We start from the raw sequence: 20,543 nt of genomic DNA on the forward strand, positions 1-20,543 counted from the left end.
TTACGCTCCTACCGCCGTCCGCGAAGACGCATGGAAGGCGGCAATACGCCTTTCCATCTCGGGACGGAAATGACGGATCAGCCCCTGAATCGGCCACGCGGCACCATCGGCCAACGCGCAGATCGTGCGCCCTTCCATCTGTTTGGTGACCTGATAGAGCAGGTCGATCTCTTCGACTTTGGCATCGCCGATGACCATGCGGTTCATCAGCTTTTCAATCCAGCTGGTGCCCTCGCGGCACGGTGTGCACTGACCGCAACTTTCGTGGGCATAGAAATGCGCCAGCCTTGCGATGGTCCGGACCACATCGGCCGATTTATCGAGCACGATCACCGCCGCCGTGCCCAACCCGCTTTGCACATCGCGTAAGGCATCGAAATCCATCGTCACGGTATCGCAGATTTCCTTGGGCAAAATCGGCGTCGATGCCCCACCGGGGATCACCGCCAGAAGATTATCCCAACCACCGCGCACACCACCGGCATAGGTTTCAATCAGCTCACGCAAACCGATGCCAAGGGCTTCTTCGACATTGCACGGCCTGTTGACGTGACCGGAGATCGAGAAAATCTTGGTGCCCGTGTTGCGCGGCCGCCCGAACCCGGCAAACCATGCTGCGCCGCGGCGCAGGATCGTCGGGGCTACAGAAATGCTTTCGACATTGTTCACGGTGGTCGGGCAGCCATAAAGGCCGGAGCCAGCCGGGAACGGCGGCTTCATCCGCGGCTGACCTTTACGGCCCTCGATACTTTCGAGCTGGGCGGTTTCTTCACCGCAGACATAGGCGCCCGCACCATGATGGACGACCAGATCGAAATCCCAGCCGTGAATATTGTTCTTGCCAATCAGCTTGGCGGCATAGGCTTCATCGACCGCGCGCTGCAACGCTTCGCGCTCGCGAATAAATTCGCCGCGCACATAGATGAAGGCGGTATGGGCATGCATGGCAAACGAGGCCACCAGCGCACCTTCGATCAGGATATGCGGATCATGGCGCAAGATATCGCGGTCTTTACAGGTGCCCGGTTCGGATTCATCGGCATTGATGACCAGATAATGCGGTTTGGCACCGACCGTCTTGGGCATGAACGACCATTTCATCCCGGTCGAAAAACCTGCGCCACCACGGCCCCGTAAGTCCGATTTCTTGATCTCGTCGATGATCGCGTCAGGGCCACGATCGAGCAGCGCCTTGGTGCCATCCCAGATCCCGCGCCGCCGCGCACCGGCAAGGCCCGGATCATCGAAACCATACAGGTTCTTAAAGATACGGTCTTTATCAGCCAGCATCAGACAGCATCCTTCTGCGGTTCGGACGCATGGCGGCCATTTTGCGGGCCGGTCTTCGGGGTCTCACCACGGCGCAGGGCCTCGATAATCTCGGCAGCCTGATCTGCGGTGAGGTCTTCGTAATTGTCGGAGCCAATCTGCACCACCGGCGCATTCACACAGGCCCCAAGGCATTCGACCTCTTCCCAGGACAGCTTGCCATCGGCGGAAACCGTGTTGGGCTTTTCGGCAATATGCGTCTTGCACACCTTGACGATGTCGTCCGAACCGTTGAGGCAGCATGGCACACAGGTGCAGACCTGCACGACATGGGTGCCGGCCGGGGCAAGACGAAACATGGTGTAGAAGCTGGCCACTTCCAGCACACGGATCGGTGCCATGCTGAGCAGGCTGGCGACCACGTCGATCATCGGCTGGGTGACCCAGCCTTCCTGCTCCTGCCCGATCCACAGGGCGGCGATCACCGCCGAAGCCTGACGGCCTGCCGGATATTTGGTGACTTCTTTTTCAACGCGGGCCAGATTTTCTGCCGTATAGGCGAAACTGGCGGGTTGATCGTGATACAGACGGCGCGCGCTCACCGGTCCACCTCCCCGAAAACAAGATCAAGCGAGCCGACGATGGCAGAGACGTCCGCCAGCATATGGCCTTTGCTTAAGGCATCCAGCGCCTGCAAATGGGCAAAGCCCGGGGCGCGGATCTTACAGCGATAGGGTTTGTTCGAGCCATCCGACACCAGATAGACGCCAAACTCACCCTTGGGTGCTTCGACCGCGGTATAAACCTCGCCCTCGGGCACACGGAAACCTTCGGTGAACAGCTTGAAGTGATGGATCAGCGCTTCCATCGAGGTTTTCATCTCGGCCCGGGTCGGCGGCACCACCTTGCGGTCGTCAGCATGGACCGGCCCCTTGGGCATCTTTTCGATGCACTGTTTCATGATCAGGGCGGACTGGCGCATTTCTTCCATGCGCATGACATAACGGTCGTAGCAATCGCCGTTCTTGCCCACCGGCACCTTGAAGTCGAGATCACTGTAACATTCGTAGGGCTGATTGCGGCGCAAGTCCCACGCCACACCGGCCGAACGCAAGAGCACGCCGGTAAAGCCCCAGGTTTCGGCAATCTCACGCGTGACCACGCCGATATCTACGTTACGCTGCTTGAAGATACGATTGTCGGTCAGCAGTTCTTCAATTTCATCAAGACGGGCGGGGAACTGTTCGCAAAAGGCATAAATGTCTTCGGCAAGCCCATCGGGCATATCCTGATGCACGCCACCGAAACGGAAATAGGCCGCATGCATACGTGCGCCCGAAACCCGCTCGTAAAAGCCCATCAACTTTTCGCGCTCTTCAAACCCCAACAGCGGCGGGGTCAGCGCGCCGACATCCATCGCCTGGGTGGTAACGTTAAGCAGATGCGATAACAGACGGCCGATTTCGGAAAACAGCACGCGGATATATTGCGCCCGCGGCGGCACCTTCAGCCCCAGCAGCTTTTCCGCCGCCAGACAGAAGGCATGCTCCTGATTCATCGGCGCGGTGTAATCGAGCCGGTCGAAATAGGGTAAGCCCTGCAGATAGGTCTTGTACTCGATCAGCTTTTCGGTACCGCGATGCAGAAACCCGATATGCGGATCGGCACGCGCCACCACTTCGCCGTCCAGTTCAAGGATCAGGCGCAGCACACCATGGGCCGAAGGATGCTGGGGCCCGAAATTGAGTGTGATATTACTTTCCGTCTCAGCCATACCGATTTGCCGCTTTGTTCGCTTTTGACGTTATTCGCCTTTGACCGGACCAGCCCCTTCCCATGGGCTGGTAAAGTCGAAGTTGCGATATTCCTGGACCAGCTGCACCGGGCGATACACCACCGCCTTGGCTTCGTCGTCGTAACGGGTCTCGACGAAACCGGTGAGCGGGAAATCCTTGCGCAGGGGGTGCCCCTCGAAACCATAATCGGTCAGAATGCGCCGAAGATCGGCGTTACCGGAAAAACCGATGCCATACATGTCGAAGGCTTCGCGCTCGAACCAGCCGGCGGTCAGAAACACCCTGGTGGCGCTGGGCACATCTTCACCCTCGCCGATTTTAAGCTTAACACGGATGCGGCGGTTCGACCGCAACGACAAGAGGTGATAGACGACATCGAAGCGCTTTGCGCGCGCCGGCCAGTCGACCCCACAGATATCGAGCAGCAGGGCAAAACCCTCGCCATCACGCAAATAGGTCAGCAGCCCGATAAGATGCGCCGCATCGGTTTCCACCGTCAGCTCGTCATAGGCGATGGTGCTGTTCAGCCCCGCGCCGGGCAATGCGGCCCCAAGCTGATCGGCCAGGCTCTGATGAAGATCCGCGCTCATCGTTCGATCGTCCCCGTACGACGGATTTTCCGCTGCAACATCATCACAGCATAAACCAGTCCTTCCGCAGTGGGTGGGCAGCCGGGCACATACACGTCCACCGGCACAATGCGATCACAACCGCGCACCACCGAATAGGAATAGGAGTAGTAGCCACCGCTGTTGGCGCAGGAGCCCATCGAGATGACATACCGTGGCTCGGGCATCTGGTCGTAAACCCGACGCAAAGCGGGGGCCATTTTGTTGCACAGCGTACCGGCGACGATCATGGCATCTGACTGACGGGGCGAACCACGCGGGGCAAAGCCGAATCGCTCCAGATCGTAACGCGGCATCGACGCCTGCATCATTTCGACCGCACAGCAGGCCAGACCAAAGGTCATCCACATCAGCGAACCGGTGCGGGCCCATTCGATCAGCGCATCAATATTGGCGACCAGAAAGCCCTTTTCCGCCAGCTCGGCCTGAACCGCCTTGAAATAGGGATCATCCGGGGCCACCGCACGTGGCAAACCGCTGGCAGAGGTGGATCTTGCGGGAATCACTCCCATTCCAGGGCTCCTTTTTTCCACTCGTAAATGAAGCCGACCGTCAGCACGCCTAAGAACACCACCATCGACCAGAAGCCGAACAGGCCGATATGCCCCAGACTGACCGCCCACGGATACAGAAAGGCCGCTTCAAGATCGAACAGGATGAACAGGATGGTGACGAGATAGAATCGGATGTCGAACTTCATGCGCGAATCGCCAAACGAATCGAAACCGCACTCGTAGGCCGACAATTTATCAGGATCGGGCTTTTGCGGGGCGATCAGGTACGGCGTTACGATCAGCCCCAGCGCCATAACGGCGGCAATAGCAACGAACAGAACAACCGGCAGATATTCCAGCAGCATCCGTTCCATGGGTCTTCAAGCTCCATTAACCAGCTAGCACCCTGCCAGCGCAGCAACTTTTGCTCAGGTTTAACCGTATTCGAGGCCGAGCCGAAGCGTTATAGTTTAGAATGGGTTTAGATCAGTTAACGCTGCGGTCAAACAAAAAAATACGCATTCCACCGGCTACATTTCATTGCGAAATGCAGTGTGGCGATGATGTTGCGGTAAGAAGGTAAAATATTCACGTACAAATAGCATAAAAGCCAGACATGGGATCATGCCTGACTTCTGCTTTTTAAGTCCAATCTTACAGCTGGAATATTCCAGCGAAAGAATGGCGGGAGCGACGGGGCTCGAACCCGCGACCTACGGCGTGACAGGCCGTCACTCTAACCAACTGAGCTACGCCCCCGCGGACGTCTCGCCAACCACGTTTAGGAAGCGGCGAGGGCCGCGATGTAGGGCCTTAACGAAAATAAGTCAAGCGTGGTTCCGATAATCCGATGCGATTTTTTAAACAGTTCAGCTAACTCTGGAAAAATACTGCAAATCAACCGACTACATCGCACAGGTGCAATTGCAGCAGCAGCCAGATCTTTGACCACGCCACCCTTGTCGTTACTGTCCACCACCGGGGCCACCACCGCCTTGTGGGCCACCTTGCGGGCCGTTACCACCCTGAGCCGGCCCCTTATCATCCGCCCCTTTGGCACCCTTCTTAGCGGCCTTCAGGCGCGGGTTCAGTTCCTGCGGCGTCAGGATGCCATCGGCATTGGCATCAAGCTGTTCGAACAGCGTGCGCGGGCCACCGGAGAATTCGGAAAAATCCACCACCCCATCGCCATTCCAGTCCGCCAGCGGGGTTGCCGCCGCGCCAAACTGCTTCCAGCGCTGATCGTTGACGGCGCGATACTCCTCCAGCTCCAGAACGCCATTATGGTTGGTATCGGCCGCCGCATATTCCGCTTTCAGGCCGTTTTCCAGCTCGGCGCGGGTGATTTTACCGTCGTGATTGGCATCAAAACGCAACAAGGTCTGCACCGGTGAAAATTTATCCAGCGCCGTGCTTTGGCTGCTGGCGGCCTCGGCGGCTTCATCGTCATAGCTCATGCCATGTGATTCGGTCGGGGCAGAGCCCGAGGAGGAACAGGCCCCCAGCGCCAGGGACAGCGGCAAAGCCAGCGCCAATGCCAGTACCGGCCCGCGGGCCAGTGGGGGCAATGATTTTGGCAACGTTATGACCGGGGTCTTCGTCGCAAGCTTACGCATGGGGGTATCCTTTTGAGCCGGGGCAGGTTTTACGCGAGGCTTGTCGCAAAAATATCCTGATGCAAGCCCATCTACGATGAAACTTTTGGCAGAATAACCGGTTTTGCGGCGCGTGTATCAAAACAAAACCCCGTGGCAGCCGCCACGGGGTTTGTCCTAAAAAGCCAAAGAGACAGGCGCTAGCCTAAGCGGTCCACCAGCTCGAAACAGAGCCGGGCATTGTGATAGGGGCACTTCCACGGCCCAACCAGACAGACATCCCCATCTTCGGACGCCAGCAGCGGGCGGCCATCCGGGGTCAGCTTGGCGTGCCATTCGCCATGGACATGGTCGACGACCTTGTCCTTGATGTAGCCCCACAGCCGCTGGGCGGCCTCCAGGAAGCGGGCATCCTGTGACAGCTGATAGGCGTTATAGAAACCGACCGTGGCCTCAGCCTGGGCCCACCAATGTTTCTTGGGGTCGATCAGGGTGCCATCCGCCTCGGCTTCATAGAAGATACTGCCGTCGCTATCGAGACCTTCGGCATAGACGGTCCCGGCAATAGCCACCGCCCAATCCCGTGCCTTTTGCAGAATCGCGGCATCGCCCAGCACCTCGGCCGCCTCGACCAGCAGCCAGCTCGCCTCGATATCATGGCCATAGGAAAGGTGCGGCGACTGCAACGACCAATCCATATCGAAGAACAGCTTCAGATGACGGGTACGGGCGTCGAGAATATGATCGAAGAACACGTTCATCAGCTCGGTCTGGCGGGCGACCAGCTCAGGATCACGCCAAACCCTGAGAAGGTTGGTGTACCCCTCCATGATATGCAGATGGGTGTTCATGGATTTGGGACTGTTGAGGTCCTTTTCGCTGAGGCGCTGATCGGCCAGTGCCGACCAGTCGCGGGCGCGGGCCTCGATATACCCGCCATGCACGGCATCATGACTGTGGGCTTCAATCAGGTGGAACAACTGCTGCGCCATCTGCAGACTTTCCGGATTGCCGGTGGCGCGATGATATTCCGCCAGACCGTAGATCCCGAACGCCTGAGCATAAATCTGCTTGCGGTCGGATTCGACCTTGCCAGCCCCATCCAGCATCCAGAATAACCCGCCATGTACCGGGTCGACAAAATTCTGCCGGATATAGGCAAAGGCGTGATCGGCCACCGGGCGCCAGGTATCCCCGAACATGCGCAGCGCGGTCGAAAAGGTCCACAAAATGCGGGTGTTGAGCACAGCCGAGCGCGAGGCATCCGGGTCCACCGTCAAATCCTGACCGATAAAACCGTAAAAGCCACCGCGCGGATCCACTGTGCGTTTGGCCCAAAACGGCAGGATGTTCCCCACCAGTTCGTCGCGGACATTTTCGCGCCAGGCCACATTGTCTATCGTCATACCAGATCACCTTCGACGTATATGAAGACGGGTGGGGCATGCCGGATAGCGACACTCTGCCGGTACCACCACAAGGCGGGCAACCGGCAAAGCGTGACGCGGTATCACGGCGAACACCGCCCCAGTTATTAACAAACCCAGCCGCAGCGCTGGGAGACGCTGCGGCCGGGTGGACCGATTAAAGAGCCGCGGCGGTTAGAACCGCAGCCCTCCATAGCCCAAAAGCTTGGAAGGTTTTGTTTTCTGGCCCCCGAGAATCCCCATCCCAATCCCCGCCCAAAGCGTCGGCAGACGAACCAGACCAGCCGGATCCGTCATGCTTTACAGACTTTGGTGCGACCAATTGGAACTTTCCCAATGGCAGAAAACCGTCTCTCCCCGGTTATTTTTTTTAATTTATGACATAGTTTTCTGCCGGATGTAAGCGTTTTCCATTGATGCGCACCAGCGCTATCATTTCAGGAAAAACCAAGGATTTGCCTGCTTTGAGGGGACGTGCGTCATCATCGCCGCAAACACTACTCCAAAAGGAGCACAACACCGCTACAATTGGAAGTACCCCCTGTTGAAATGGGTTATGTTAGCGTAACCAAAGGACAGATGTCCGCGAATCGATTACTGAATGATAAATTGTATTTGTATGACATGATCGCCATACCAATACGCTAGGGGAAACGCCGCCGCGCCTTGCCGCGCAGCCAAGAGAACATAAGAAAAAATGATCTTGGAAAAGGACAGTAAAAAATGGCCCTTGGATCGCATGGTCGATCCAAACCATGTTCTTGTCCGCCTTGCTGATATGATTGACTGGCCCCCGTTTGAGGAGCGCTTTGCCCAGGAATATTTACCGCCCCGGCAAAAACCGGCCTTTCCGGTTCGCCTGCTGCTTGGCCTGTCCTTGCTGCGCCAGATTTACCGCATCCCGGACGAGACCCTGCCCCAGCGCTGGACCGAGAATCCCTATTATCAGTATTTCTGCGGCGAGACCGTGCTGCAGCACAGCCCGTCCTTTGACCAGACCCTGATTCACACCCTGCCCGCCCCGGCGGATCGCGGGTTCAAGACACTGGTGCGCGAGAATCTGTCCGGTACCTTTGCCGACCAGGGTGTGCATGGCGAAGCGTTCGATTTGGAACGGCTGCTGGCCTCGGGCCAACTGATTGCCAAGGCGCCCCCCGCCAGCGCCCAGCCGCCAGCCCCGACCAAACCGCCCAGTATCTATGACGTGGCCAAAGAGGCCGGGGTTTCGATCAAGACCGTATCGCTGGTGATCAATCACCGCCCCAATGTCAGCACCAAAACGCGGGCGCGGGTGCTGGATGCGATCAAGGTGTTATCGTACCACCCCAATGTCTTTGCCCGGGGCCTGGCCAGTGACCGCTCCTATCTGATCGCACTGCTCTACGACCACCCATCGACCACCTATGTCACGCAGCTGCAGATCGGCGCGCTCGACCGCAGCCGCGAGGGCGGCTACCATCTGGTGGTCGAACCGATGAGCCCCTATGCTGGCGACCTTAATCAACGCATCCAGAATCTGATCGCCAGTTCGGGCCTGCACGGTGTCATTCTGCCGCCCCCCTTGTGCGATAATCAGCAGATTATCAACGCCCTGCTGCACGCCCAGATACCCAGCGTACGCATTTCGCCCGGCCGACCGATTCCCGGCATTTCTGCTGTGGGGATTGACGAAAAAAAAGCCGGTTATGACGTGGCCGCCTATCTGATCAGTCTGGGGCATAAGCGGATTGGCTTTATCAAGGGCCACCCCGACCATGGCGCGGTGATGCGCCGCTATGACGGCTATCGCGCCGCACTGGCCGCCTTCGACATCCCTTTTGTCGAGGAGTATTGCGTGCAAGGGTTTCTGACCTTCCAGTCCGGCATGGAAGCGGCGGAGCAATTGCTTGATCTGGACGAACGTCCGACAGCGATTTTTGCTGCCAACGACGACATGGCCGCCGGTGCCATGGTGGCCGCACAGAAATTTAAGCTGAAAATTCCCGACGATCTGTCGATTGCGGGCTTTGATGATTCCATGTCGGCCAAGATTGTCTGGCCGCAACTGACCACCTGCCGCCAGCCGGTGCGGGAAATGGCCTCGGAAGCGGTCAGTATGCTGTCACGCAAAATGGATGCCGAAACCGGTACGGTGGAAAAGATCCTCAATCATGAACTGATCGTGCGCGATTCCACCTCGCGTCCACCGGATGGCGGCCCCCACTAACCACCCTAGCGGTGGCTGTAGGTAATTTCGATCCGCGCCAACTGCGCCACGGAACGGAACTGGATCTTGAGAAATTTCAGCTTGTCGGCGCTGCCATAGCGATACAGCTTGGGCCGCCAGTAATCATAATTGGTCTCGGCCGAGGAAAAACTTTCCGGCCGTACCGACAGATCCTGCCAGCTGTTGCCGTCGAGCGAGCCCAGTACCGTCAGGCCGACATCGTCAAACTGTTCAAAGGCGTAAAGCAGAAATTCACGAAACCGCCCCGGCACGCTGTAGACCAATTCCGAGCCTTTTTGACCGGAAATACGGTTGCGGATTTCCTTGAAACTGCGATCCGAACCGGTGACCGGGGTGATCATGCAGGAATAGACCACTTCGTCGAGATTCTTCATGCAGTCGATCTTGGCTTTATACCGCGCCTCGACCGGGCCGACGATGTTGGACGGGGCCGACACCCCGGCGCTGTTGACGGCAAAGACACGATAGTAATAGCGCGAACCAACGCGCACCGTCGTATCGTTGAACAGCGGGAAATAGGGCACATCGCCATCGCCGACATTGGGGCCGACACGATCCCATGGCCCGTCGGGGTTCTGCGCCCGCTCCACCACATAGCTGGTGGCCCCCATCGTGCCCTGCCAGCTGATCGCCGTCGGGGTTTCGATCGGCAGTAATAACGGGGCAGCCGCCACCGAGATCGGCGGGGCCGTGACATTCTGAATTTCATAGGCTTTGCGCCGCACCGTCATCATCATGCGGGCTTCGTCATAGGACTGCCCCGACGGAAAGCCCGGCCAGTGCAGCGCTTTGTAGATGCCGCCGAACGGTTCGGAATGCCAATAAAAACCACCTTCGCGATTGCGAAAACGCAAACACCAAATCAGCGCCCCGGACACCCCGGCAGGCCGCGCAATGATGCGGTCAAGCACCGACAAGACGGTGGGGGCGGCAGCAAAGCCAAATTCGCCAATCAGATAGGCTTTGCGCCGTGCAATCAGGCGGATGTTGTTTTCGATATGCTGCGGGATCAGCGCCGGATCGGTCTCGTAATGATGCGTAGTAACGATATCGATGGCCGGTTCGTCTAAAATGGCGGGCTGGACCGAAGGCCGCAAATTGCTGAAATCAGCCCGGCCGCCATCCATCACCAGATGGTTGGGATCGAGCGATTTGATAAAACGGGCAATCTCCACCGTCCATTCGGGCGGCGCGAACAATTCGTTACCGGTTTCCCAGCACAGGATCGCCTTATCGTCGCGATATTTCTGGCCGCTTACCGTATTGGTGCGCTCAATCAGAAAGCGGATTGTTGCCTTGAAATCATCCATGATCTGGGTGTCGGTCCAGAAATCGTCCGGATCACGCCCACGGAACGCGGCATAACTTTGCCGCCCGCCCATCCACTGCCAGTTGTTGACCAGCGGCACGATGATGCGCACGCCATATTCATTGGCCAGCGCCATCATCGTATCAAGGCAGCAAAAAGCTTCTTCGCTGAACTGGCCGGGGGCCAGGACATAGCTGGGCGCATCGGCCGGAAACGTCTCACTCCGCACGGGAATGGTATAGATGCGAAGCGCCCGCCCACCCATTTCGCGAATGGTGGCGAAAACATCGCGCATTTCAAATTCGTCGGGCAGCCGATACGGATTGGCCTGCCGAAACCGCATATCGTCTTCAATATAATTAAGATTGGGAACGTTGAACGAGATGAAGCGATAGGGCGCATCGCCATCCATCAACATGCCACCCGCAGCGCTAATGAAATTTTCAAAACCGTCAGCCGGGGATACAGGTTGGGACATTATTACCGCCGCCCGTTAAATGGTGAAGCTTTACGTCCCGGCACAACAGCTGATGGACGGGTGCTCGCAAGAGTAGCCTGCTCGCCTTACCCGATCAACTGGCAAGCCGCTGCCGGCCCAGAAATCTCCAGGACCGGCAGCATCGCATTATTTGCGGCCAAGAATTTCGAGATTCCGGGCAATCATGGCCGAACGCTGCGCCACACACCCTGCCGAGGTTAAAGGATCGGACGGCGTGTTAAGAACATAATCCACCAGACGGTCAACCGTTGTGGTTGCAACATGCAGACGTGTATCAGATGAGGCGTAATAGATAAAAACCTCGCCCTTTTCGGTCTCGATCCAGCCATTGCTGAATGCCACATTGGAAACATCACCAACGCGCTCGGCCCCATGGGGGGACAGGAAATGCCCGCCTGGCGCATGGGTGACAACCCAAGGCTTATTAAGGTCGGTCATGAACATATAGAGCACATAGCGTAGGCCCGCCGCCGTGTTGCGCACACCATGGGCCAGATTAAGCCAACCCTTTGCGGTTTTGATCGGGGCCGGACCCTGACCGTTCTTCACTTCCTTGATGGTGTGATAGACTTTGGCATCGACGATGACATCGCCCGAAACCACCGCCTTCGTCATATCATCGACCAGACACCAGCCAATGCCACCACCGGCACCAACAGAAATAAATCCATCCTGCGGCCGGGTATAAAGGGCATATTTTCCGTCAACGAATTCAGGATGCAGCACCACATTGCGCTGCTGGCCCGAATGCGAAATCAGATCCGGCAGCCGCTGCCACGTCTTCAGATCATGGGTGCGGGCAATACCACACTGCGCTTCGGCAGCCGAGGTATCGTTCGGCTGGCCCTTGTCTTTGCGTTCGGTGCAGAACAGGCCATAAATCCAGCCATCTTCATGGCGGGTCAGGCGCATATCATAGACATTGGTGTCGGGCTCGCCACTGGGCGGCAGGGCAATCGGAAAATCCCAGAAGCGGAAATTATCAATGCCATTATCGCTTTCGGCCACCGCAAAGAACGACTTGCGGTCATTGCCTTCCACCCGCGCCACCACGACATATTTGCCATTGAACAATATAGCACCGGCGTTGAACGCCGCGTTGACACCAATGCGCTCCATCAGGAACGGATTGGTTTTGGGGTCCAGATCATAGCGCCAGAACACCGGGGCATGCGCCGCCGTCAGCACCGGGTTTGCCCAACGCTGATAGACACCATTATTTTCCGCCAGCGGCGTATTGGGGCAGGAGATGAGGGCTTCATGCTGGCTGTTCAGTTCGGCCAGACGTTTGGTGAAATCGGTTTGCATCACAACAGTCTCTCTTCGTGTAGTAAAATCAGCGGAGCTTGGCTTAACGGAGCTTGACGGGGCAGACCGCCGGATGGCGCGGCAGCGGCTGGGCGATTTTCACCCCGGACGACACAGTTTTGCGCAAAGCGGCAGGCAGACCATTCAGCATGACCGTGCGGTCATAGCCCAGAAAGTTCGCAACATCTTCGGGCTTGTTACAGCTGGCGCAGGGCTCTTTCATGCCATAAGCGCCATTGAGATATTCCCCGCCCCACAACAGAACCCAGGCCGGATTAATCTCGTCCAGCACCTTGCGTTCCGGAATCTTGCCCACTTCGGTGATGGCGAACGGCGTCTTATCACCGAACGCGGCTTTCAGGTTATCACGGCCAGCGGCATATTTCGGGCTTAGGCGATCATCTTCATAAACATCGATACCGGCGACATCGGGCTTATGGCGTGCGGGAACATATTTGGTGGCATCCGGGGTATCGCGGTCGGAACCCCAGACCCAGATCAGGTTATCAAGGTGGTGCACGGTGACCAGACGCTCGTACAGCGCATCCCACAACGCCGGATACTGATCCTTCTTACCCCACCAGAACCAGCCGCCATTCATTTCATGATACGGCCGCCACAACACCACGACACCGGCATCTTTTAAGCGCTGCAACTGTTTGGCAATTGCATCGACATCGGCGAGCCACAGCTTGTTTTCCTTGCTGCCCGGCGTCAGTACCGCCTTCAGCGTGTCGGCATCCATCGGGTGCTGGGTGCAGTCGAAGAATTCGCCCCGGATACAGATTTCGACCGGATTGCGCTCGTGCCAGGTCAGCGCCACCAGACCGCCGGATTTGGACTGACGCACCGCGCGGTCGAGCACATAATTGCCATAGGGCGGCACCGCCATGGCATTCATCATCTCAAGGCCAATAATGGCCGGGCGCTTGCCAACCTGCTGTTCAATACGGTCGGCGGAATCGCAGTCGAGATAGACCTCGAACTCGTTCACCTGCACACCGGCCAGCGTCTTGTGCTGCTGGGCCAGACCGTGAATATAGTTCAGCACAGCGGCCTTTTTTGCGGCAATGTCAGCCGAAGCCGGGGCGGCATACACCGGCGACAGAACCGCGGCTGAAAGGCCAAGCCCCAGGCACAATGCCCGCAGACCGGATTTCAGGCTGCCGGCGCTCTTAGAAATGTTGCCCATCATTTTCTCCTCTGATTGCGTTGACAGCTCACAGCGCTTTGAGCACCGCAGCATGATGGCGGATGACTTCAATGGTCGACGTATCACTATCAAAAACCGAATTGCAGCCCTGCGGCTCCTGCGGCGGATCACCGACATACGATGTATCGCCCGACAGCCACTTGAAATCTGCGTGCTGGGCACGGCCTTCACCCGCCCAGGCCCAGAAATTGCTGCCGCCAAACGCACCATGCGCGCGGGCATTGTCTTCAAACAGGCCATACAGCATGGTGTAATAGCGGTCACGGAAGCTGACCGGGTTTTGCGGATCATAGCCCCCGCCATCACGTGGAAAGCCGAATTCTTCGCACACGGCGGGCTTTTTGAGCGCGGCCGCCATCTTCAGATGCGCATCAACATAGCGGCGAACCTTTTCGGCCCCACTGTCATAAGTTCCGACCATGTCATCGGCCTTGATCCAGCCCCAGTTCAGCGGCCAGATGTGGAAGGTCAGGTAATCAACATGACGCGAGGCGGTCGATTGGGTGACACAAGCCTCGCTTTCGAGACAGCCCATGATCCCTTCATTGCCGGTGGAAATCAGATGGTGCGGATCAAGGCTTTTGATATAGCCCGCAGTCTGATCGACCCAGGCATAAAACGCAGGCAGATCGGTCTTTTCCGCACTGCCGCCGGGGCGCGGCTCGTTCGCCAGCTGCCAGGCCATGATCGCCGGATCATCCCGATAGATCCGCCCGGTCACCGTATTGCGACGACGGATCAGCCCCGCGACATAGCCACGATACCGTGCATTGGCTTTGTCGCTTTTGTAAAACTGCGCACTGAAATCGGCAAATTCCGGCCAGGGATGTTTGGGATCGCCCAGATCAATGTACTGGCCGCCATTGGTCCAGTACTGATAGGTCACCATACCGCCGGACCATTCCCAGAAATTGTTCAGGAACACCACCGCGGTCATACCGCGCTTGCCAATTTCCGCCAGCGCCGTATCCAGACCACGCAAAATGGCCTCGTCATTATGGCCGCTTTCATCCTGAATCGCGGGCCGCAGCGAATTTTTGAGCGGTGAGATTTCCGCCGCCCCCAGAATACGCACATTTGTGATGCCCAGCGCCAGCAGAGCATCCAGCTCACGCCTCAGCCGCGCCTGACCACCGGCTGTCATGCCAAGATAGGCCGCATACCACAAATTCGTCCCGGCATAGCGATAGGGCTTGCCGTTTTTCTGGAACTGTCCGCTCTGTACCGTAACGAAGCTCTGCGCCTTTGTGGCCGCAGCCAAAGCCGAACCACCAAGGCCCGCAACAGCGCCCGCCATTGCCGCGCTCAGTAACGCATGACGTCTGGTAATCATGTTCGCTTCCCTCATCCACCGATTTTCTGTTCAAACGGCACTGCGGGTAACCCGTCCGCATTATAGAGCGTGCTGATCGGGGAATCTGCCCAGCCATAACGCACTTTGGTCACCTGAAATTCTGCGGGCAAGCTCAGTTCGACATTCGGCCCGGCGATTTTTCCGCGCACATAGCGACACGAATTACCAGAATCGCACAGGGCAAAACCAACCACATCATCCGAGCCATAGCCGATCAGGCCACTGCCGACATTGTCGAAATGCACCACAACATGATCACCGACCAACCGCGCCGACAGCGGCGTCGGCCCGGCATCGACAACCTTCTGGCCATAAAGCTGATGGCGGGCGGTAAGGGCCAGACGACGGCCGACTTCCTGCTTGACCACCGGATGTAGATTGAAGCGGTCGCCCATATCAATGATTGGCACCAAATAGGTATCGGGCGTATGCAATGCGACCTGACGCTGGATTTCGCGAATATTGGCCCAGGACGATTCCCCCGGTGCCGTAACCGGCATGCCGTAATTGGGCAGCTGTACCAGCATAAACGGCGTGTTCTTGCCAAACTGCACGCGCCAGCCGGTTATCATATTGGCCAGCAGGCGGTCATAACGGTCATCGCCGACATTGGATTCGCCCTGATACCACAACACGCCTTTGAGCGGCACCTTGCCAATCGGCGCGATCATCGCGTTGTAGAGCATGGTCTGGCCGATCTCTTTCAGCCACGGCGCATGCGGAATTCGCCCCGCCTTATAGCCCTCGACCGAGGTGTGATAGCGCCAGCGCGGCCCAACCGCGACCACACTGCCATCGGCAAAGCGCAATTGCCGCGCCCCAGCCGGCCCCCACGGGCCATCACCGCCATAAAACCCCACCGCAATCACATTGGCCCCGGCTTTCAATGTACCGGGGGCGAGGTGATAGGTCCGTTCGGTGCCCCAGCCTTCCATGCTGCCGACATCCTTACCATTGACCCAACTGGTATCGACCTGATCGATCGGCCCCAGCACCAGATCCGCGCCTTGTTTTGCCTGCGCGTCACTGACCGTGACGGTGGTGCGCAGCCAGACGATGCCATAGAAGCTGGCCAGATCGGCCGCGCCCAGATCACGCATCGGGCCAGCGGGCACCACCTCGTGCCAGGCGCTGTCATCATAGGCCGGATCGTGCCAGGCGGGACTGGCGGCACTGGCCGGATCATGATCCAGCCACCAGCCCAGCATCGATTTGTGCCAGTCCGCCATGGCGGCCTCGGGCGATATTGCGTAGATCTTCAACGCTTTTAGTGCGCCATCATACCCACCGGATTGTGCCAGCGCATCGGCCCCCATCCAGGTTTCGATGGTGGAACCACCCCAGGCCGCATAGATCAGCCCGACCGGCACCTTGACCTGGGGCTGCAATGCCCGGCCGAAATAATAACAGACGGCAGAAAAATCCCGCACCGACTGGGGCGACGTCACCTCCCACTGTTCCTGGGTCGTAAAATCCTGTTGTGGTGTGGCGTTGAAGGCGCGTTGCACCCGGAACAGACGGATATTGGTATTGCTCGCGGCATTGGCATCGGTATCGCCCTGCATTGCCAGATGGACCGGCCATTCCATATTGGACTGGCCCGAGCACAGGAAGTTATCGCCGACCATCACATCCGCAGCGCTTTGGCTGTGGCCCGCCGCATCGCTGACCGAAAGCGTGTACGGCCCGCCCGCACCATGGGCCGGCAACACCGCCCGCCAGCGCCCCTTTTTATCGGCTTTTACCGTCGCGGTGTTGCCATCGAAAAGAAGGGTCAGGCGTGCGCCGGGCGCCGTCCTGCCCCACAGCGGGATCGCCTGATCGCGCTGCAGCACCGCATGATCCTGAAAATTGGCGGCCAATAACGATGACGGCTCCGCCCCGACACAGGCCAGTGGCGACAGCGCCGCGCCCAGAAACAAGGATGCCAGAAATACAGACTGACGCATGCGATCTCCCCGTTTTGGCCGGACTTGTGCCAGCCTTTTTATGCAGGCCTTGGATTGCCTGCCGACATAGTTTTGTAAGCTCTTTCATAAAGCTATAGTAAGCGCTTTACCGTTTCGCAAGAAGAAGACGGCCTTCCGGCCCCATTGGGCGCGGAATTCACGCAAGTATGACATAGATGACAGCACAAATCGCCGGAGAAAGCGCCCGCCTAATAGCGGCGTAAAAGCTCCAACATCGATCGGTCGAGCTTCAGCCCCTTATAGTCTTCATAGGCGACATCGGCCCGGCGGCTTTCCAGTGGCCCGAAATCGCCGCGCAGGTTCCACAGGCACCAGCCCCAGCCCGCGTCCTGCCAGTTTTTAAGACTATCCTGCATCCAGGCCAGCGCGACATCATGCGGGGTATGGCGGAAAACGCCCCATTCGCCGACAAAAATGCCGACACCAAGCTTTTCCAATGCCTGCCACGGGGCAATATAGTCGTGCCACAGCGACTGGCGATCGACCATGCCCCAGCTTTCTTTCAGTGGCCAGGTCGGCACTGGCCAGCTGGCGCTATCCTTGACCCAATCGGCCTTGTAATGGGTAAGGTGGAACGGCTCGTACCCCCGGCCGGACTGCGCAATGCCTAGGGATGCCAGTTTCGGCGTCGGGTTACGCCCACCGCCCCGGCCGTCGGCAAGGATTAAACGATGGGGATCTGCCCCATGGATGGCCTCGACCGCCACCGCCACACTACGGTAATAAACCTCTTCGCTGATATCCGGCGGCTCGTTGACCAGATTGAACGACAGTTCGCGTGAGGCGATCCCCCGGTATCGCTCGGCAAACATGCGCCATTGTCCGGCAAAAAGCGCCCGTGCCGCCTCGCCCTCCTTGCCATCGCCCCACAGATCAAGCGCTTCCTTCGGCGGATTGACACAGAAACCGGGGGCACGGTGCAGGCAGAGGGTAACGTGGATGCCACGGGCACGGCCCAGAGCTATAGCCTGATCGATTTCGCGTAAACGGGCCTCGCGATAACCGCCCTTTTCATCGGTCCAGATGCGGTAATCCAGCGGCAGGCGCACATAGTCGAAACCAAATTCGGCAACAAAATCAAAATCCGCCTCGCGGAACGGGGCGTCATGCTCCAGAATAAACTTTTCCAGCAAATTAAAACCCCGCCAGCGCGGCAGTTTTTGCGCGCTGACGGGGATTGCAGTGGCCGCACAGGCGGGCAACATCAAAGATGCAGCCGCGCCAAGGGCGGTAAACAGTGCCTGGCGGCGCGGAATGACCAATTTACGAAGATCTGTCATGTCGCCACCCCGGTTTAATTCTTAGAAACGATACCGCCCGCCGAAGGAAACTTCCACAGCGCGCTTGTACAAGGTGAAGGTTCCGTTGGTGCGGGCATAAAGCTCGATACCATCGGTCACTTCATTGGAATATTCAGCACCGACCTTCAGGGCATTCTGGGAATCGCCCGCCCAGCTGTAGGTGAAGGAAGAACCCGACAGCTCGGTGAACGAACCGGCCGTGACTTCCTTCAGGCTATCGAAATCATGCGCCACGGCCAGGGTGAATTCCAGTTTCTGCTGGTCATCCGCCGTCGGCTGAAGGGCATGGATCCGTACGCCGATATCGCCAACAAAAGTGCTCTGATTAACGCCAACATACTGCAGCGCCAGCAGGCTGGCTCCGGTTTCACTCGCTCCATCCTGATGGTAACGACCGAAAACGCCACGGATATAGGGCGAAATCAGATTATCATAGAGGCTCTTGCTGAGCTGGACCGAACCACCCCACGACCAGCCCGACGGCGTCGACTTTGCCGTGCCATAGTCGGTGATCTCACGCTTCGCGGTCGCATTATACATGTTGTAGAACAAGGTAGCATCGATGCGGCCATACTGCAGATCGGCACCACCATAGACACCGAAGTTAATGGCGTTGGAGTCTGCACTGGTGGTTTCACCCTTTACCGCCATCGACTGGTACATATACGAACCGGCAAGGCCGATCACCGCATTGTGCCAAGCCATGCGATATTCCGCACCCGCATTAAAACCACCCGACGCCAGGGCATAACCGGTGCCATCGCGACCGAGGTTTTCATAGCTACCAACCGGGGCAAGCCAGGCGCTAAACTCGCCATCGCCCTTGACCGGCGCACCACCTGCGGACGGCAGATTGGTTTCAAGACGATCATACAGAGCGTAGTTGAAGTTGTTCACATTCGAACGGTTGGCGGTCAGAATATGGCCGAAGGTCTGCGCGCTGGAGGCCTTTTCCGTCACCACGCTGTAGCCGGTGTCGGTCTGGGTTACACCGACGATGGCACTTGAGGTGCTGCCGCTGGTCGAAACCGTGCTGAACGAACCGCTGACTGACGACGCCGACACGACATTGTAAATCGCGTTACCATAGGTGCCGTCCGCCAGGTTGACCACCAGCGAACCATTAAGGCTTGCCGTGCCCGTAACATTCAGCGTGGACGCCCCGGTCGGTGTTACGTTGATTTCCAAAGTGCCGGTCGAGCTTTGTGTGTAGTTGGTTACCGTCAGCGTGCCGACAGAACCATCAGTTCCACCTGGCTGAACTACGCCGCCATTATTGTTGACCGTGCCATAAACCGTGCCATAACCCGCAAGCGTTCCCGAGCTGCCAGTCGTGCTGACCAGATTAACCACAGCAGAAGAACTGGTCGGATCGCCAAAGATCGCCGTGGAATGGTCAGCATCGCCAACCATCAGCGTCGCACCAGCGTCAACCGTGAAGGTGCCAGTATAGGCATTAGAAGCGGTGTTCTGACCATTGATAACCAGCGTACCTTGCGCCAGCTCGAAGGTATTCGTCGAATCGCCAGAAATTGCACCACCAATCGTGCTGGTGTAACCACTGGTGAGCTTCAGATAAATCGACGAACCAGACCCCATATAGATGTTCGTGTTATCGCCAAATTCAATGTCGGAAGCCGCACCCCAGCTTGCGCCGAAATACAGTGCCGTATTCTTTTCCAGCGTCAGATTGCCGTTCAGCAACGTATCGCCAATAATATACGTGGTGCCTGAAGCAATCGTCACATCGCCGTTTGACTGGATCATGCTGTCCAGCGCCTGCCAGCTCCAGGGATTGCTGATGTAGAGCGATCCGCCGCTTTCGACCTCGATAACATCCGCCCCGGTCGCACCGCCAAAGACGCTGCTGGAAAGCGCTGACAGATTGGCCGTGCTGGTCCAGACCAGACCAAGATCACCAGTGGGTATCGCGCTGGATGAAGACGTAAAATATCCCGTGCTACCAGACGTTACGACGACGGTATCACTGACACCATCATCAATCGCATACGGGCTGTTGCTCGACGACAGCGTAACCGTGCTAGCGTCGGCTACTGCCACCAGTCCAAGGCACGCAACGGTCACAGCCGCGACGCTCACAGAGTGGCGCAGCAGACCGCGAAAATTCTTTGCATGGATTTGCATTGTTTTC

Annotated in this window: 16 protein-coding genes and 1 tRNA gene; 1 reads left to right on the plus strand and 16 read right to left on the minus strand. The window is 57.8% G+C overall.

All coding sequences use genetic code 11. The annotated features are described in order from the left end of the window. The 9 genes from nuoF to ACZ5RI_RS14010 form a co-directional block, all read right to left on the minus strand. Nucleotides 1-1,290 carry an NADH-quinone oxidoreductase subunit NuoF gene (nuoF, locus tag ACZ5RI_RS13970; protein ID WP_464513815.1) on the minus strand — a complete coding sequence of 430 codons (1,290 nt, stop codon included), beginning with the start codon at nucleotides 1,288-1,290 and terminating at the stop codon, nucleotides 1-3. Further along, nucleotides 1,290-1,871 (minus strand): NADH-quinone oxidoreductase subunit NuoE, encoded by a 582-nt coding sequence (gene nuoE / locus ACZ5RI_RS13975; protein WP_464513816.1) that lies wholly within the window; start codon nucleotides 1,869-1,871, stop codon nucleotides 1,290-1,292. The genes nuoF and nuoE overlap by 1 nt, the downstream gene beginning before the upstream one ends. Beyond that, the gene (locus tag ACZ5RI_RS13980) at nucleotides 1,868-3,043 is read right to left on the minus strand and encodes an NADH-quinone oxidoreductase subunit D (RefSeq protein WP_464513817.1); all 1,176 of its coding nucleotides are present in this window, start codon (nucleotides 3,041-3,043) and stop codon (nucleotides 1,868-1,870) included. The genes nuoE and ACZ5RI_RS13980 overlap by 4 nt, the downstream gene beginning before the upstream one ends. Nucleotides 3,044-3,073: 30 nt before the next feature. Next, complete coding sequence (locus tag ACZ5RI_RS13985; RefSeq protein WP_464513818.1) at nucleotides 3,074-3,655, minus strand: NADH-quinone oxidoreductase subunit C; 582 nt, start codon at nucleotides 3,653-3,655, stop codon at nucleotides 3,074-3,076. Next, the gene (locus ACZ5RI_RS13990; protein WP_464513819.1) at nucleotides 3,652-4,206 is read right to left on the minus strand and encodes a NuoB/complex I 20 kDa subunit family protein; all 555 of its coding nucleotides are present in this window, start codon (nucleotides 4,204-4,206) and stop codon (nucleotides 3,652-3,654) included. The genes ACZ5RI_RS13985 and ACZ5RI_RS13990 overlap by 4 nt, the downstream gene beginning before the upstream one ends. Beyond that, on the minus strand, nucleotides 4,197-4,562 hold the full coding sequence (locus tag ACZ5RI_RS13995; RefSeq protein WP_464513820.1) for an NADH-quinone oxidoreductase subunit A: 366 nt from the start codon (nucleotides 4,560-4,562) through the stop codon (nucleotides 4,197-4,199). Before ACZ5RI_RS13995 ends, ACZ5RI_RS13990 begins: the two co-directional genes overlap by 10 nt. A 308-nt stretch (nucleotides 4,563-4,870) precedes the next feature. Further along, nucleotides 4,871-4,947: transfer RNA gene (locus ACZ5RI_RS14000), tRNA-Asp, on the minus strand. Between the two features lie 206 nt (nucleotides 4,948-5,153). Next, a complete protein-coding gene (locus ACZ5RI_RS14005) occupies nucleotides 5,154-5,804 on the minus strand; it encodes an EF-hand domain-containing protein (RefSeq protein ID WP_464513821.1) in 651 nt (216 codons plus the stop codon). A 179-nt stretch (nucleotides 5,805-5,983) separates the two neighbouring features. After that, nucleotides 5,984-7,189: an AGE family epimerase/isomerase gene (locus ACZ5RI_RS14010; RefSeq protein WP_464513822.1), complete on the minus strand. Its 1,206-nt coding sequence runs from the start codon at nucleotides 7,187-7,189 to the stop codon at nucleotides 5,984-5,986. Between the two features lie 718 nt (nucleotides 7,190-7,907). Here ACZ5RI_RS14010 and ACZ5RI_RS14015 point away from each other — a divergent pair. Then, a complete protein-coding gene (locus tag ACZ5RI_RS14015; protein WP_464513823.1) occupies nucleotides 7,908-9,416 on the plus strand; it encodes a LacI family DNA-binding transcriptional regulator in 1,509 nt (502 codons plus the stop codon). 5 nt (nucleotides 9,417-9,421) lie between these two features. On the opposite strand, the gene ACZ5RI_RS14020 is transcribed toward ACZ5RI_RS14015, so the two are convergent. From ACZ5RI_RS14020 to ACZ5RI_RS14050, 7 genes are all read right to left on the minus strand, one after another. Further along, nucleotides 9,422-11,224, minus strand: coding sequence for a glycoside hydrolase 5 family protein (locus ACZ5RI_RS14020; protein ID WP_464513824.1), 1,803 nt, complete (start codon nucleotides 11,222-11,224; stop codon nucleotides 9,422-9,424). 147 nt (nucleotides 11,225-11,371) lie between these two features. Beyond that, nucleotides 11,372-12,553 (minus strand): glycoside hydrolase family 130 protein, encoded by a 1,182-nt coding sequence (locus tag ACZ5RI_RS14025; RefSeq protein ID WP_464515609.1) that lies wholly within the window; start codon nucleotides 12,551-12,553, stop codon nucleotides 11,372-11,374. Between the two features lie 43 nt (nucleotides 12,554-12,596). Then, nucleotides 12,597-13,745: a glycosyl hydrolase gene (locus ACZ5RI_RS14030; protein WP_464513825.1), complete on the minus strand. Its 1,149-nt coding sequence runs from the start codon at nucleotides 13,743-13,745 to the stop codon at nucleotides 12,597-12,599. A 28-nt stretch (nucleotides 13,746-13,773) separates the two neighbouring features. After that, a complete protein-coding gene (locus ACZ5RI_RS14035; RefSeq protein ID WP_464513826.1) occupies nucleotides 13,774-15,099 on the minus strand; it encodes a glycoside hydrolase 5 family protein in 1,326 nt (441 codons plus the stop codon). 11 nt (nucleotides 15,100-15,110) lie between these two features. Further along, entirely contained in the window at nucleotides 15,111-17,069 is a 1,959-nt protein-coding gene (locus tag ACZ5RI_RS14040) for a sialate O-acetylesterase (RefSeq protein WP_464513827.1), read from the minus strand. 209 nt (nucleotides 17,070-17,278) lie between these two features. Then, complete coding sequence (locus tag ACZ5RI_RS14045) at nucleotides 17,279-18,370, minus strand: glycoside hydrolase family 5 protein (RefSeq protein WP_464513828.1); 1,092 nt, start codon at nucleotides 18,368-18,370, stop codon at nucleotides 17,279-17,281. A 21-nt stretch (nucleotides 18,371-18,391) separates the two neighbouring features. Beyond that, nucleotides 18,392-20,536 (minus strand): autotransporter outer membrane beta-barrel domain-containing protein, encoded by a 2,145-nt coding sequence (locus ACZ5RI_RS14050; protein ID WP_464513829.1) that lies wholly within the window; start codon nucleotides 20,534-20,536, stop codon nucleotides 18,392-18,394. Nucleotides 20,537-20,543 lie beyond the last annotated feature (7 nt).

The organism is Micropepsis pineolensis, assembly GCF_055392125.1.

What these genes read in the sequence shown, in the direction of transcription:
- ACZ5RI_RS14045 (WP_464513828.1), bottom strand. Translation starts at nt 18,370, where the DNA reads ATGACAGATCTTCGTAAATTGGTCATTCCGCGCCGCCAGGCACTGTTT.
- ACZ5RI_RS13995 (WP_464513820.1), bottom strand. Translation starts at nt 4,562, where the DNA reads ATGGAACGGATGCTGCTGGAATATCTGCCGGTTGTTCTGTTCGTTGCT.
- ACZ5RI_RS14035 (WP_464513826.1), bottom strand. Translation starts at nt 15,099, where the DNA reads ATGATTACCAGACGTCATGCGTTACTGAGCGCGGCAATGGCGGGCGCT.
- ACZ5RI_RS14025 (WP_464515609.1), bottom strand. Translation starts at nt 12,553, where the DNA reads ATGCAAACCGATTTCACCAAACGTCTGGCCGAACTGAACAGCCAGCAT.
- ACZ5RI_RS14030 (WP_464513825.1), bottom strand. Translation starts at nt 13,745, where the DNA reads ATGGGCAACATTTCTAAGAGCGCCGGCAGCCTGAAATCCGGTCTGCGG.
- ACZ5RI_RS13980 (WP_464513817.1), bottom strand. Translation starts at nt 3,043, where the DNA reads ATGGCTGAGACGGAAAGTAATATCACACTCAATTTCGGGCCCCAGCAT.
- ACZ5RI_RS14010 (WP_464513822.1), bottom strand. Translation starts at nt 7,189, where the DNA reads ATGACGATAGACAATGTGGCCTGGCGCGAAAATGTCCGCGACGAACTG.
- ACZ5RI_RS14040 (WP_464513827.1), bottom strand. Translation starts at nt 17,069, where the DNA reads ATGCGTCAGTCTGTATTTCTGGCATCCTTGTTTCTGGGCGCGGCGCTG.
- ACZ5RI_RS13985 (WP_464513818.1), bottom strand. Translation starts at nt 3,655, where the DNA reads ATGAGCGCGGATCTTCATCAGAGCCTGGCCGATCAGCTTGGGGCCGCA.
- ACZ5RI_RS14015 (WP_464513823.1), top strand. Translation starts at nt 7,908, where the DNA reads ATGATCTTGGAAAAGGACAGTAAAAAATGGCCCTTGGATCGCATGGTC.
- ACZ5RI_RS14050 (WP_464513829.1), bottom strand. Translation starts at nt 20,536, where the DNA reads ATGCAAATCCATGCAAAGAATTTTCGCGGTCTGCTGCGCCACTCTGTG.
- ACZ5RI_RS13990 (WP_464513819.1), bottom strand. Translation starts at nt 4,206, where the DNA reads ATGGGAGTGATTCCCGCAAGATCCACCTCTGCCAGCGGTTTGCCACGT.
- ACZ5RI_RS14005 (WP_464513821.1), bottom strand. Translation starts at nt 5,804, where the DNA reads ATGCGTAAGCTTGCGACGAAGACCCCGGTCATAACGTTGCCAAAATCA.
- nuoF (WP_464513815.1), bottom strand. Translation starts at nt 1,290, where the DNA reads ATGCTGGCTGATAAAGACCGTATCTTTAAGAACCTGTATGGTTTCGAT.
- ACZ5RI_RS14020 (WP_464513824.1), bottom strand. Translation starts at nt 11,224, where the DNA reads ATGTCCCAACCTGTATCCCCGGCTGACGGTTTTGAAAATTTCATTAGC.